The sequence below is a fragment of the Paenibacillus sp. FSL R5-192 genome (assembly GCF_000517845.1).
Taxonomy (GTDB): domain Bacteria; phylum Bacillota; class Bacilli; order Paenibacillales; family Paenibacillaceae; genus Paenibacillus; species Paenibacillus amylolyticus.
In genome coordinates this window covers 1-13,028 of the sequence record NZ_ASPR01000003.1, presented here as the reverse complement: position 1 = coordinate 13,028, position 13,028 = coordinate 1, and the positions used below count along the sequence as shown (strand labels likewise).

Genomic DNA, 13,028 nt, shown 5'->3' with positions numbered 1-13,028 from the left:
TTGAACGGGAAGCAGGTGATTTCATGATAAAGGTAGCTGAGCTGGAAGAGGTACGCAGAGCAGTATCGGGAGACGATAGCGCACTCGCAGCGTTGTTGCAACGTCACTACACGTTTGTGTATAAGTATCTTGTGAAAGTGACAATGGACGCTAACCTCGCAGAAGAGACGGTGCAAGATACGATGATTCGTTGTATGGAAAATATCCATCGATATGATGGCACGTCTGCCTTTTCATCATGGATGATCACCATTGCGACCCGCATCTATATCGATAAGACAAGACGTAAGAAGAGAGAACAGAACTGGCTTGCTCTCATTCGGGATCAGGCTGTACGTCGATTCCGCTGGCAGCTTGAGATTCGGAATGAAGAATGGACAGATGTCATGGATGCGATGACAAGACTGACACCCGAACATCGTGTTGCAGTGTTACTGAAGCATTATTATGGATACGGGTATGACGAGATCGGGGAAATGCTGGATATTCCTGCGGGAACGGTGAAGTCACGCACAGCTTATGGTCTCCGTCAGTTAAGAAAGGAGCTGGAATAAGGATGAGCAGATCAGACGATGCACAAGAACAAGAAGTTGTGGAACGATTGCAGCAACACATGAAAGTGCTGGATGATGCATTTGATCCGACAAGTATTCCTTCTTTGGGTGCACTTGAAGCCCAAGTCAGGGAACGGAGACAGATTAGACGTCGAGCCAATTGGATTGAGATGATATGTTTCTGGTTGGTTGGATTACTTGCCATTACCTTCGGGGCATTATTTTTCGTATCTGCTCCAGCTCTTTATCTGGGAATCCAGGCACTTGGTACAGCTGTCGCGGTGATTTTGGCTGTGATCTGGGCCGGACGGCGCCGGAAGGAGGTTCGTCATGAATAAAATACATTATTCATTGGATGAGATTTCTCCACTGTGGCTTACATTGCTTGGCATTTTTCTTCTGGTTCAGGGCACATGGATCTTTCAGGACGCACGCAGACGTGGACGTTTCCCTTGGTTATGGGGATTATGGGGAATCACAGGATTTCCCACGCCGCTTATAATATATTGGTTTGTCGTGATTCGATCACAGCGCAAGCCAGGTGTACGGAAACAGAAATAACATCATTTTAAAAATGGAAAAAAGATTTTGCACAAATATGTTGTTTAATTCTAGTATTCCTAGACATCGTTATTCTTTTCTAGTAGACTATACAAATAAATATTAATGATAGACTACCAGGAGGTTAGACGATGCTGCGATTAGGAGAGAAGGTTGTCATCGTCGCGGATGCGTTTGAGCAGAATCTTCCTGTGGGGGAATATGGTTTCATCATCGCTTATGACCGGAATCCGGACAATGCGTTCGATTACGTGCTTCGAGTGCCGCAGGTGAACCGGAACTTTTTTGTTCCATCCGGCGACGTCGATCTGGAAGAGGTTCTGCTGAAGCAGGAAGCTGAGCGGGTCGAGCGAGAAGCGTTGATAGATTACGCCCTTGCGACACACAATGAGAAGCTGTTTCATCATCTGATGAACGGAGATTTTCAAGCTGTGGAAGAGGAAGAGGAAACCGCGAACGATGTTATGTCACAGGCGGATTTTATAAAGCAGGTTAATCTGCGTGCATGGATTTAGAATTTTAAGAGTCGGCTGATGCCGGCTCTTTTTTATTTTATAAGTTTGATTTTAGCTTCCCGGAAGCCTGTCAGGTCATTTGCATTGAATTGTCGAACTATCTCACCTATAATGAAAAAAGTTATCTTGAGACTTTAGCCCGTTAAACGAGCGATTCGTTTCAGGTCGTTTCGGGAATCAGAACGAATGAAGGAGGCATCCGCTAATGAGTATTTCGAATAATGACGTTCAGCATGTGGCCAAGCTGGCCCGGCTCAACTTGACTGCTGAAGAAGAACAGACCCTGACAGGTCAGCTGAACGCGATTTTAAAATATGCAGAAAAGCTGAATGAGCTGGATACAGAAGACATCGAGCCCACCACTCACGTTCTGCACGTAAGCAATGTTATGCGTGAAGATGAGACCAAAGAAAGCCTGTCGATTGAACAGGTGATGCGCAATGCACCGGAAGAAGAAGACGGGCAGTTTAAAGTGCCTGCAGTAATGGAATAACGGATAACCGGAAGGAGGACAAAAACTGTGAGTTTATTTGAACAATCGTTGCCTGAGTTACATAACAAGCTGCATGCCAAAGAGCTGTCGGTCAGCGATTTGGTGGATCAGGCGTATCAGAACATTGGCGCGCATGACGATAAAGTTAAGGCATATTTGGCACTGGATGAAGAACAAGCACGCGCTCGTGCACGTCAACTGGATGACCGTCTGGTTAGCGGCGAGGAGAAAGGTTTGCTTTTTGGTCTGCCTGTAGGCATTAAGGATAACATCGTTACGAACGGACTGCGCACGACGTGTGGTAGCCAATTCCTTCGTAATTTCGACCCGGTGTATGACGCGACAGTTGTCGAGAAATTGAAAGCTGCGGACACCGTAACTATTGGTAAACTCAACATGGACGAATTCGCCATGGGCGGCTCCAATGAGAATTCAAGTTTCTCCCCTGTACGTAATCCATGGGCACTTGATCGTGTTCCAGGAGGTTCCAGCGGTGGTTCGGCAGCAGCTGTAGCTGCGGGAGAAGCATACTTCACGCTTGGATCAGATACAGGTGGCTCCATCAGACAGCCTGCTTCGTATTGCGGTGTTGTTGGATTGAAGCCGACGTACGGACTTGTTTCCCGCTTTGGATTGGTTGCATTTGCATCATCCCTGGATCAGATTGGTCCTTTGACGAAAAATGTTGAAGATTCTGCTTATGTATTGCAAGCTATTGCTGGTTATGACGCCAAAGATTCGACATCTGCAAAAGTAGAAATCCCGGATTATTTGAGCGGACTGACAGGTGACGTCAAAGGGCTTCGCATTGCTGTTCCGAAGGAATACATCGGTGAAGGCGTAGATCCACAAGTGAAAGAGACGGTTTTGTCTGCATTGAAAGTTCTTGAAGGGCTCGGGGCAACATGGGAAGAAGTATCCCTTCCGCATACCGAATATGCGGTGGCTACGTATTACCTGCTGGCATCTTCAGAGGCTTCTTCCAACTTGGCTCGATTTGATGGTGTACGTTATGGCGTGCGTGCTGACAATCCGGATAACTTGCTGGATCTGTACCATCAGTCCCGCAGTCAAGGCTTTGGTCCGGAAGTGAAACGACGTATCATGCTCGGAACGTATGCACTCAGCTCGGGTTACTATGATGCCTATTATCTGAAAGCACAGAAGGTACGTACATTGATCAAACAGGATTTCGACAATGTATTTGCCAAATATGATGTGATTATCGGACCAACTGCACCAACTACGGCGTTCAAACTGGGTTCACAGGTGGATGATCCACTTACGATGTATCTGAACGATATTTTGACTATTCCGGTTAACCTTGCTGGTGTACCTGCTGTTAGCATTCCATGTGGATTCTCGGATGGATTGCCTGTTGGTCTGCAGATTATCGGTAAAGCCTTTGATGAAACAACCGTATTGCGTGTAGCGCATGCGTTTGAACAAAATACAGAATTCCATAAGCAGCGTCCGCAGCTGTAGACTGCCCGGAACGGAGGAATATAGAAATGTCCGCATCTAAATATGAAACGGTCGTTGGACTTGAAGTCCACGTGGAGTTGCATACCAACTCCAAAATTTTCTGTGGCTGCTCCACAGCTTTTGGAGCTCCGCCGAATACGCATACCTGCCCGGTCTGTCTCGGACATCCGGGCGTACTGCCTGTACTGAATCGTCAGGCGGTAGACTATGCCATGAAGGCAGCGATGGCCCTGAATTGTACGATTGCTGATGTCAGCAAGTTTGACCGTAAAAACTACTTTTACCCCGATTCACCCAAAGCCTATCAGATCTCGCAATTCGATCAACCTATCGGTGAGAATGGCTGGATTGATATCGAAGTGAATGGTGAAACGAAACGAATCGGCATTACACGTCTTCACTTGGAAGAAGATGCAGGGAAGCTTACACATATCGATGGCGGATACGCGTCTTTGGTGGACTTTAACCGTGTCGGTACTCCACTCGTTGAGATTGTATCCGAACCTGAGATTTCTTCTCCGGAAGAGGCACGTGCGTATCTTGAAAAAATGCGTGCAATCATGCAGTACTGTGATGTGTCGGACGTGAAGATGGAAGAAGGATCACTGCGTTGTGACGCCAACATCAGTTTGCGTCCACATGGACAGGAGAAGCTGGGAACAAGAGCCGAGCTGAAGAACATGAACTCCTTCCGTGGTGTTCAGCGTGGTCTGGAATATGAACAATACCGTCAGGCTGAGATTCTGGATGATGGCGGTGAAGTGGTTCAGGAGACGCGTCGCTGGGACGAAGCTCAAGGGAAAACACTGTCGATGCGTGGTAAGGAACAGGCGCATGACTATCGTTATTTCCCGGACCCGGATCTGGTGAATTTGCATATTGACGAAGCCTGGAAAGAGCGGATCAGAGCTACCATACCGGAGCTTCCAGACGAGCGCAAGGCGCGTTACACGGCTGATTATGGATTGCCTAGTTATGATGCAGAGGTTATTACCTCCTCCAAAGCTGTGGCAGATCTTTTTGAAGATAGTCTGAAATACACTCAGGATGCGAAGTCCGTATCCAACTGGATCATGGGCGACTTGCTGGGTTACCTGAATACGAGCAACCTTGAAGTGACTCAAGTTCCACTGACAGGTCAAGGCTTGGGTGAGATGATTGGCCTGCTTGAGAAGGGCACAATCAACAGCAAAATCGCCAAAACGGTATTCAAGGAAATGCTGGAGAGCGGCAAGCTTCCACAGCAGATCGTTGAAGAGAAGGGTCTTGTGCAGATTAGTGATGAAGGTGCCATTCTTGCCATCGTTGAGCAGGTTGTGGCGAATAATCCTCAATCCGTGGAAGACTATAAAGCTGGTAAACAAAAAGCCATTGGCTTCCTTGTTGGTCAGGTTATGAAAGAAAGTAAAGGCAAGGCGAATCCCGCTCTAGCCAACCAACTGCTTGCAGATGTACTGAACCGCTAATCCTTCCGGTGAGGCCGGACAGAAAGAGGCTCGTCCCTGTGACAGCCTCTTTTTGGTATTGATAGATACAAATGTATTTCGGACGGGGGAACGGATATGAACATTCAACCATTGTCACTGAGTGATCTGGAGACGTTGGGACAGTTATGGAGACTACAACATGTAGCTTATCGATTGGAAGCCGAAATCATCGGATTTCAGGAGATTCCTCCTTTGATGGATACGATGGAGACACTTCGGGATTGTGGAGAGAGTTTTTATGGCTGTATCCATGATGACGGAGAGCTTATCGGGGCTGTCGCTGTAGCGGAGGAAGAGGAGAATACACTGACCATTACACGAATGATGGTGCACCCGGATCACTTTCGCAAGGGAATTGCGGCATCTTTGATGACGTATGTGTTGGAACAGCATGCGGATCTTCCGCGTTATATCGTCTCCACAGGAACGTTGAATCAGCCCGCAGTGAATCTGTACACCAAATTTGGTTTTAATCCCGTGGAGGTCACACAGATTGCACCTGGAGTGGAATTAACGACTTTTCACAAGAATAAACTTTAATAATATTAACAACTTGAGGAGGAATACCGACTTTGGGCGATCCCTGGTTCATTGATGAGTGGCACATTTTATTACGATTATTGCTGGCTATGCTGCTTGGAGGGCTCGTAGGCCTGGAGCGGGAACGGTCCAATCATGCTGCCGGTTTGCGTACCCATATCCTGGTATGTCTTGGCTCTGCACTGATTATGATGTTGTCTGTTTATGGCTTTAAAGATTTTGCTAATGAATTAAACGTAAGGATTGATCCAGCGCGTCTGGCTACTGCTGTAATTACTGGTGTCGGATTCCTGGGAGCAGGGACAATTCTCTTCACGGGAAAATCCATTACCGGACTGACTACAGCAGCTTCAATCTGGGTTGTTGCAGCCATTGGGCTCGCAGCAGGTGCGGGATTCTTTTTTGCCTCTATCGTATCCACCGTTCTGGTATTGCTTAATCTCTGGGTATTTAACAAATTAGAGCTAAGGTATCTACGAGGGAACAAACTGCATGTAGTTACACTTCATACCTTGTCAGAACCCGGTTTTCTCGAACAACTGTCTTCATGTATGGAGCAGGAGAAGATCAAAATTCGTAAAATTACCGTGAATGAACAAGACTTGGCTTATGCAGAGATGGTGTCGGTTGAACGTAAAATTGAGATTGTGTTACATGTTCAGGTACCGCATGATTTCCAAACGGTAGGCTTGGTATCCAAGTTAAGACAATGGGAACACGTTACCAAGGTGTCGATCGAATAATGAATTACAACCCTCCCCAGGCCAGTAGTGCCGGAGGGTTTTTGGTCATATCCATATTTCTTCCAGTTACTCTCCTTGCTCTTTAGGGTACTATCTAACCAAATGCATGAAGAGCGGAAGGTCAGATCAGAAGAGAGGAGTATGTTATGAAACGGAGACGTCAATTGAACCAAAAGACTCGTACAGTTCAGACCAAACCGGTCAGAAATCGGACTCACAAGTTTATTGCGGGATTACTGAGTGCCATTATTCCTGGTCTGGGTCATATTTATCTGAGATTGTACATGAGGGGTTTGACCTTTATGCTGCTTGTTTTGCTTGATCTGTCAGCAGTGTTGTACTTCTCATCCATTGGTATACAGATCAATGTGCCATTGCTCATCTTGCTGGCTTTGTGTATTCCGGTTATTTACTTTTACAATGTATATGATGTGTTGCAATCTGCAGATTGGGTCATGATGCGCAGACGTAGAGCCGTAACCCAGGCAACTTCGGACAAGCCGATAACCAATGAACGTTCTACACGAGATGCAATGATGGTCTGGGAGAGAGGCATATCGTTTGGATTACTTCTCATTGTGGGAGGATCTTTAATGGTACTTTTTTTCCGCAAACCACGTTGGTTTCAAGAGCTTCTCGCCATGTACGGCGGATATTCATTTGCGGTTCTCATGATCGTAGGCGGTTTGCTTCTGTTTGGTCGTGAGTTCTGGGTGATGTTGAACAAGAAAAAAATGTAGTGGAAACGATACAAGGAGGGAACGTGATGAACCGTAAAGTCCGGGTTGGCCGCTATACGGCTGCCGCCTTAATCATAGCGGTCGGTGTGCTGTTGATTTTGGATAAACGGTGGGGAACTGACTACGTATATGAGATGGTGGACTGGTGGCCATTTTTGCTCGTTGTTTTGGGTGTTGAATATATTGTGCTGTTCCTGTGGACACGCAGAAGAAACAAGGTGCAATCGGATAACCCGAGCAATCCTGATGAGCAAATCAAAGTACGCTTCAGACCCGATGCCAAAGGCATTCTAACCTCACTGATTTTGGCAGCTTCCGTATTTATCGTCACCGAGCAGGATCACTACATGCACTTATGGAATAGAGTGAGTCTAAATCTCGGAGCGGCATCCATGGACTATAGTCAAGCGGCAGGATATATGGAGGATAAGGGCACGATTCGTGTACCTGTTCGCATGGATACGTCAGATCTGGTGGTCGAAGGTGTTAACGGAGATATCTCGGTACAACGCGGAGATACGGATGAGATTGAAGTACGGACGGTGATCTGGGTAGATCAGACGACGGAAGTACAGGCAAAGGCCGTTGCAGCAGCCTCTTTTGTAGAGGCCGATGGTACAAAAGTGATTTATATCAAAGCTACAGGCAAGACGTATGGAGACAATGAAAAAACGCAGCCACGGATGAATCTTACCATTACGATCCCGGATGATCGTCGTTTTAATCTGGATATTCGAACTTCCAATGGAGCCATATTATTAAACCGTCCGGAAGCCATTAGTACCATACTGGCTGAAACGGGTAACGGACGTATCCGGATTACCAATGCTGTTGGAGATATCTCCGGGAAAACGTTGAACGGGGATGTCATTGTAGCCAACGCCATTGGTAATGTCGATCTGGACAGTAACCGTGGAGATATGAAGGCTCGCGGTATTTCCGGCGATGTAGATCTTGCTACACAAGTGGGAAGTATCAGTATTGCGGACTCCGTTGGTGAATTCATCGCAGAGACACGCAACGGCAATATTACGCTGGATGGAGCCAATCTGGGAATCAAAGCCCAATCACTTAATGGCAGTATTAACATCGTATCTACCAAAGTCGGAGGGGACTGGGATGTGTACAGTGCGGTGGGAGCCATTAACGTATTACTTCCTGATCGTGGAGACTACAGTCTTGCGGGTTCCAGCAGTTATGGAGATCTAAGTACGGATCTGCCGTTCAAAGTACAGAATAAAACCATAGAAGGCCAGCTCGGTGAGGGCGAGTACAGGGTGAAAATTGAAGGCAACAGTGATCTCACCATTCAGAGTAACCCGGCTGTATCTACGCCTGAAACAGTTACACCTGATTCTGAAGATACGGCTGAGAATCTGGAACAGACTACCGAGGACGGACCAAATTCCCAGGAGGATTCTACAGAGGTTCCTTGACTGCCGCGTTGACAATAAACTTGTAATCGCCGTACAATAAATGTACACTGGCAAGATTACACGGCATGAAAGATGGATTGTCGTTCTTAATGGCCGGGAATCAACTCTGAGCGAGGAGACAGTAACTTACTCTTCACCAGAGAATGAAAGGTAAGGCGGTGGGTTTTATGGCAACACGTGTCCAACATGCGTTGGAGCATCTGAAAACGACCGGTGTCCGTATTACACCCCAGCGTCATGCCATATTGAACTATCTGATGGAATCCATGGGGCATCCGACAGCCGATGAAATTTACCGAGCCCTTGAACCCCAATTTCCCAGTATGAGCGTGGCAACGGTATATAATAATTTGAAGATGTTTCTGGAAGCTGGCATGGTCCGGGAATTGACATACGGAGATAATTCAAGTCGCTTCGATGCCAATGTGACGGATCATTATCATGTTATCTGTGATCAATGCGGCAAGATTGAAGACTTCAGCTATCCTTCACTCAAAAGTGTAGAGCTTCAGGCGGAGTCTAGTACAGGATTCGAAGTACACGGTCACCGATTGGAAGTATATGGCGTTTGCAAAAGTTGCAGGGATTAAGAGAGTTGAATTACAATATTAACGTGCAGAATTCAGTATGGATTCTTCACGTTTTTTTTTAGCATTTATGCAAAATGCTCATCTTTATAACAACTTATGCGCACATCCTTATGATCAGCATAATTAACGGAGGTAGACGTTTGGGTAGAAAAAGCAGATATACACGTCAGAAGCGACGTTCATTTTGGCCCGGTTTTCTCGGGGCTTGTCTGATCGCCGGGGGGGCTTACTGGCTTATAACAAATGTATGGTTGAACCAGACCCATGAAGACCCCGACTGGGTAGGAAGAAGCCAGCCTATTTTTGTGGATGGGCAACTGATGGATGGAGACGCTCTGGGTACAGGAGATCAACTCAAGTTGCCTGTAGATGTGCTGCAAGAAGCGATTGATGCAGGCATACGTTATGAATCAGAATCGGGAGATATCATTATTGCCTCTCCTCAGCGAGTCCTTCATATGAAAGATGGAAGCACACAAGCAGAACTTAATCACAAAGATTATCCTATGACAGTTAAGCCTGAGGTTAAGGACGGAGAAGCCTATATTCCGCTCAAACCTTTGAAAGAAGTATATGGCATAACCGTACAGGAAGATTCAGTAACAGGTGCTGTGCTGCTGATGCGTGGTGGAGACATGATACAGTATGCAGAGATTGATACGTTATCATCCAAAGCCGACAAAACGGTGCCGTTATATAAACGTGGTGGAGAATCCTCACCAATCATTGCCGACATGGAAAAGGATGCACGGGTACGTGTATGGCAGACGGGTGATAAACAGAGTTTTGTTCAACTCGATAATGGATATGCCGGATATGTAGATAATGATTATATTGTCCTCACCGAGAAAAAGAAGGTGGACTTGCCCAAGTATACGCTGACTGCAGCAGAGAAGAAGTGGCAGAATAAACCGGTAAATTTGGTTTGGGAAGCCGTGTACAATCGTCAGCCTGATGTGGGCTCTATCGGTAAAATGCCAGGTGTGAATGTGGTCAGCCCCACATGGTTTCATATTACGGATGGACAGGGCACTGTGAAAAGCAAGGGAAACCAAGCTTATGTGAACTGGGCTCACCGTTCGGGTATGGAAGTATGGGGACTCATGGATAACAGCTTTGATCCGGACGTTACCAAAGAAGCGGTAGCTTCTTACGAGACACGCACTCATATTATTGAGCAGATGTTAGAGTATGCACAGACGTATCAACTGGATGGTATCAACATCGATTTTGAGAACGTGTATACCGATGACGGGCCGAATATTACGCAGTTTGTGCGCGAGATCAAGGCGATGGCTCGTATACATGGATTGATGTTATCAATCGATGTAACACCAAAATCAAACAGTGAGATGTGGTCTGCCTTTCTGGATCGCCGTGCATTAGGTTCTTTTGCAGACTATGTTATTGTGATGGCTTATGATGAACATTGGGCGGCCAGTCCCAAGGCAGGTTCGGTAGCATCTCTGCCTTGGACCGAGGCTTCCATGAGACGCATACTTGAGGAGGATGAAGTCCCTTCTAACAAGTTGATCATGGCGGTTCCGCTCTATACCCGGATATGGACGGAAGAGACGAATGATCAGGGTGAGGTTAAAGTGTCTTCCAAAGCGGTGGGCATGAATGCCATTGTGGAGCTGATCCAAGAGAAGAAACTCAAACCTGAACTGGATCAGGCAAGTGGACAGAACTATGTAGAATATAAGGAAGACGGAGCTACCAAGAAAATATGGATCGAAGATGCCGTGTCCCTTCAGGCGCGTGTGGATTTGATTGCTTCGCTGAAGCTGGGCGGAGTAGCAGCATGGAATCGAAGTTTTGCTAATGCTTCTGCATGGGAGGTATTGAAGCAGGCTGGGTACCAGAAATAATTTACTCGAACTCAGAGTGTCTGCTTGCTCCAATTTATTTTCACTAAGTTCAAAGTTTCTCATTGGATACCATCATACGTACAGTATACCGTTTTATTGGTCGTAGAACTTATAACTTAACTTCATATTTTAGCTATTGATAACCGCAATCAGGGCTCACTTATAAGCCAAGTCCAAAAAGGTCCGGTAAACATACCGGGCCTTTTTTTTGTTCTTCAATGAAATTAAGGTAAAAGACATTTAACGGTTGGAGACCATTTTGTGCTAACCATCGGTGGGGGGAGCTTGTGTAGAAGGCGCTTTCAGTTGTTGACTGGTCATGTTGGCTTTATTAGGGTCCAGGGTGAGGATGGTATGACAGAACATACAACGATCCGTTTTGCCAAGCATTTTGGTTAACTTCCCGCATTCCGGACAGTCGACTTGTACTGCACTGGTGGAGAGCATACCCGCCCAGAAATAAATGGCTAGACTGGCCATCATGGCAATCAGTCCGATGACGAGTCCTACAGCTGCGAATACCTTGCCTGCATGTCCCCAGAAAACAATCCCGGCTGTTCCCAGTATCATTAGGCCCATACCTAGCATGGTCAGTAGTAATCCCCAAGTGCGAAAAGCATTAATTTTTGCTGATTTAAAAATCATGAAAAATGCTCCTATCGTATGAGTAGTATTGGACCTGGAAAAGAAGGAAACTTCAGTCTGGATGTAGAATTACATTATAACTGACTTGGCGCTTATCTGCCATGAAATGTATGGAGGGAATCGTGGAATTAAAGAACCTTGCTTTTTTGTCCGAACAGTCGGAAGAGACAGGGGCAGTTGGGGCTATCGCTTATTCCCACCCGGGAGAGCGATTCCACGGCTCCCTAATTCAAGATTTCGAATTATTAGTACTTGTTGTTCATAATGATGATCAATTGAAGTCGACGGTCGGACATTACAGATATGGTGATCTTCGTTATCAGATGATCTATGCGAGCCGTCATGAATTAAAGAGTAGTGTAGTAACCGGGAATCATAATAATCTCACCCAGTGTCTGATTGAAGGTGAGATTATCTGGGAAGCGGACAGCGCCTTAAGTGATTTGCGAGAAGAACTGTCTACCTTTGGGGCAGAATTGCGTGAGCAGAAGCTGCTTCATGAATTCACCAGTTTCTTGAGAATGTATGTGGAGGCCAAACGTCATATTCAGGAAGGTCATGTTGTAGACGCCTACTACAATGTATTAGAGGCTCTGGGGAACTGGGCAAGAATTGTATTGATTGAACAGGGGATATACCCGGATCATGCCGTCTGGACACATGTGCAGAATCTGGATCGCGCTTTATGGAAACTTTATCAAGAGCTTACCGTAAGCTCGGAGACGCTGGAGCAACGAGTAGAGCTTGTCCTGCTTGCCTGTGAGTTTTCCGTAATGTCCAAAATGAGTGAGTGCTCAGAACTGTTGCTGCGTGTGTTAAGAAGTCGCAAGGAGCCGTGGAGCATGAATGAACTTGTTCATCATCCACAGTTAAGATTTGTTCGAGAAGATCTGCCTTTGGTAATACGTAAGCTGGTCTTTCGTTCTATTGTAAAAGAATCGGCAGGATGGCCATCAATCGGAGGAGAGGGCCGGGAAATTCGGTATTGGATTGAGGCATAACCTTCTCCAGAGGCCTGACATTATATTGATAACATAAGGGAGGGGAAACCTTCCTTTTTTGTTTGTTTAATAATTTATAAAAAGATGTTGACTCTCATTCACGATATATGATACATTATATTTCGTTCCTCAAACGAGATTATCGCCAACAAACGATAAATTCTTCAGAGGAAAAGTGAAGAACTAAAGCTTCAAAAAAGAAATTAAAAAAAGTTCTTGACGAAAACAAACGAAATGTGTTACATTATTTAAGTCGCCGCCGAAACTTGGTTGAGACGAAAAAAAGTAAAACAAAATAAGTTTGATCTTTGAAAACTGAACAACGAGTGAGTAAACATTCTGCTTGCAGAATGAACGCGAAAGTTTG

15 protein-coding genes are annotated in these 13,028 nt (G+C 45.9%); 14 read left to right on the top strand and 1 reads right to left on the bottom strand.

Features of this window, described 5'->3' with window-relative positions; genetic code table 11:
- Nucleotides 1-23 precede the first annotated feature (23 nt).
- The 13 genes from sigY (at nucleotide 24) to C161_RS01850 (ending at nucleotide 11,015) form a co-directional block, all read left to right on the top strand.
- Nucleotides 24-554: an RNA polymerase sigma factor SigY gene (gene sigY, locus C161_RS01910; protein WP_036667999.1), complete on the top strand. Its 531-nt coding sequence runs from the start codon at nucleotides 24-26 to the stop codon at nucleotides 552-554.
- A gap of 2 nt (nucleotides 555-556) precedes the next feature.
- A complete protein-coding gene (locus C161_RS01905; protein ID WP_036667998.1) occupies nucleotides 557-892 on the top strand; it encodes a YxlC family protein in 336 nt (111 codons plus the stop codon).
- Nucleotides 885-1,115: a hypothetical protein gene (locus tag C161_RS01900; RefSeq protein ID WP_051449535.1), complete on the top strand. Its 231-nt coding sequence runs from the start codon at nucleotides 885-887 to the stop codon at nucleotides 1,113-1,115. The genes C161_RS01905 and C161_RS01900 overlap by 8 nt, the downstream gene beginning before the upstream one ends.
- Nucleotides 1,116-1,246: 131 nt before the next feature.
- The gene (locus tag C161_RS01895; protein ID WP_024631336.1) at nucleotides 1,247-1,630 is read left to right on the top strand and encodes a hypothetical protein; all 384 of its coding nucleotides are present in this window, start codon (nucleotides 1,247-1,249) and stop codon (nucleotides 1,628-1,630) included.
- 205 nt (nucleotides 1,631-1,835) lie between these two features.
- Nucleotides 1,836-2,123, top strand: a complete 288-nt coding sequence (gene gatC, locus C161_RS01890) for an Asp-tRNA(Asn)/Glu-tRNA(Gln) amidotransferase subunit GatC (RefSeq protein ID WP_036607033.1) — start codon at nucleotides 1,836-1,838, stop codon at nucleotides 2,121-2,123.
- 27 nt (nucleotides 2,124-2,150) lie between these two features.
- A complete protein-coding gene (gene gatA, locus C161_RS01885) occupies nucleotides 2,151-3,608 on the top strand; it encodes an Asp-tRNA(Asn)/Glu-tRNA(Gln) amidotransferase subunit GatA (RefSeq protein ID WP_036667997.1) in 1,458 nt (485 codons plus the stop codon).
- 26 nt (nucleotides 3,609-3,634) lie between these two features.
- A complete protein-coding gene (gatB, locus tag C161_RS01880; protein ID WP_036667996.1) occupies nucleotides 3,635-5,074 on the top strand; it encodes an Asp-tRNA(Asn)/Glu-tRNA(Gln) amidotransferase subunit GatB in 1,440 nt (479 codons plus the stop codon).
- A gap of 96 nt (nucleotides 5,075-5,170) precedes the next feature.
- Nucleotides 5,171-5,635 (top strand): GNAT family N-acetyltransferase, encoded by a 465-nt coding sequence (locus tag C161_RS01875; protein ID WP_036607041.1) that lies wholly within the window; start codon nucleotides 5,171-5,173, stop codon nucleotides 5,633-5,635.
- 32 nt (nucleotides 5,636-5,667) lie between these two features.
- Complete coding sequence (locus C161_RS01870) at nucleotides 5,668-6,378, top strand: MgtC/SapB family protein (RefSeq protein WP_017692302.1); 711 nt, start codon at nucleotides 5,668-5,670, stop codon at nucleotides 6,376-6,378.
- Nucleotides 6,379-6,524: 146 nt separating this feature from the next.
- Nucleotides 6,525-7,118 (top strand): hypothetical protein, encoded by a 594-nt coding sequence (locus C161_RS01865; protein ID WP_036667995.1) that lies wholly within the window; start codon nucleotides 6,525-6,527, stop codon nucleotides 7,116-7,118.
- Nucleotides 7,119-7,144: 26 nt separating this feature from the next.
- Nucleotides 7,145-8,554 (top strand): DUF4097 family beta strand repeat-containing protein, encoded by a 1,410-nt coding sequence (locus C161_RS01860; RefSeq protein WP_036667994.1) that lies wholly within the window; start codon nucleotides 7,145-7,147, stop codon nucleotides 8,552-8,554.
- Between the two features lie 167 nt (nucleotides 8,555-8,721).
- Complete coding sequence (gene perR / locus C161_RS01855) at nucleotides 8,722-9,144, top strand: peroxide-responsive transcriptional repressor PerR (RefSeq protein WP_026081471.1); 423 nt, start codon at nucleotides 8,722-8,724, stop codon at nucleotides 9,142-9,144.
- A 140-nt stretch (nucleotides 9,145-9,284) separates the two neighbouring features.
- Complete coding sequence (locus tag C161_RS01850) at nucleotides 9,285-11,015, top strand: glycosyl hydrolase family 18 protein (RefSeq protein ID WP_036667993.1); 1,731 nt, start codon at nucleotides 9,285-9,287, stop codon at nucleotides 11,013-11,015.
- A 264-nt stretch (nucleotides 11,016-11,279) separates the two neighbouring features.
- Here C161_RS01850 and C161_RS01845 read toward each other — a convergent pair whose 3' ends face one another.
- Nucleotides 11,280-11,660, bottom strand: a complete 381-nt coding sequence (locus tag C161_RS01845; RefSeq protein ID WP_017692307.1) for a DUF2614 family zinc ribbon-containing protein — start codon at nucleotides 11,658-11,660, stop codon at nucleotides 11,280-11,282.
- 122 nt (nucleotides 11,661-11,782) lie between these two features.
- Here C161_RS01845 and C161_RS01840 point away from each other — a divergent pair, with 122 nt between their 5' ends.
- Nucleotides 11,783-12,661 carry a nucleotidyltransferase-like protein gene (locus C161_RS01840; RefSeq protein ID WP_036667991.1) on the top strand — a complete coding sequence of 293 codons (879 nt, stop codon included), beginning with the start codon at nucleotides 11,783-11,785 and terminating at the stop codon, nucleotides 12,659-12,661.
- The last annotated feature ends 367 nt before the right edge of the window (nucleotides 12,662-13,028 follow it).

Coding starts and splice junctions, on each gene's coding strand:
- sigY (WP_036667999.1), top strand. CDS start 24: ATGATAAAGGTAGCTGAGCTGGAAGAGGTACGCAGAGCAGTATCGGGA.
- C161_RS01905 (WP_036667998.1), top strand. CDS start 557: ATGAGCAGATCAGACGATGCACAAGAACAAGAAGTTGTGGAACGATTG.
- C161_RS01900 (WP_051449535.1), top strand. CDS start 885: ATGAATAAAATACATTATTCATTGGATGAGATTTCTCCACTGTGGCTT.
- C161_RS01895 (WP_024631336.1), top strand. CDS start 1,247: ATGCTGCGATTAGGAGAGAAGGTTGTCATCGTCGCGGATGCGTTTGAG.
- gatC (WP_036607033.1), top strand. CDS start 1,836: ATGAGTATTTCGAATAATGACGTTCAGCATGTGGCCAAGCTGGCCCGG.
- gatB (WP_036667996.1), top strand. CDS start 3,635: ATGTCCGCATCTAAATATGAAACGGTCGTTGGACTTGAAGTCCACGTG.
- C161_RS01875 (WP_036607041.1), top strand. CDS start 5,171: ATGAACATTCAACCATTGTCACTGAGTGATCTGGAGACGTTGGGACAG.
- C161_RS01865 (WP_036667995.1), top strand. CDS start 6,525: ATGAAACGGAGACGTCAATTGAACCAAAAGACTCGTACAGTTCAGACC.
- C161_RS01860 (WP_036667994.1), top strand. CDS start 7,145: ATGAACCGTAAAGTCCGGGTTGGCCGCTATACGGCTGCCGCCTTAATC.
- perR (WP_026081471.1), top strand. CDS start 8,722: ATGGCAACACGTGTCCAACATGCGTTGGAGCATCTGAAAACGACCGGT.
- C161_RS01845 (WP_017692307.1), bottom strand. CDS start 11,660: ATGATTTTTAAATCAGCAAAAATTAATGCTTTTCGCACTTGGGGATTA.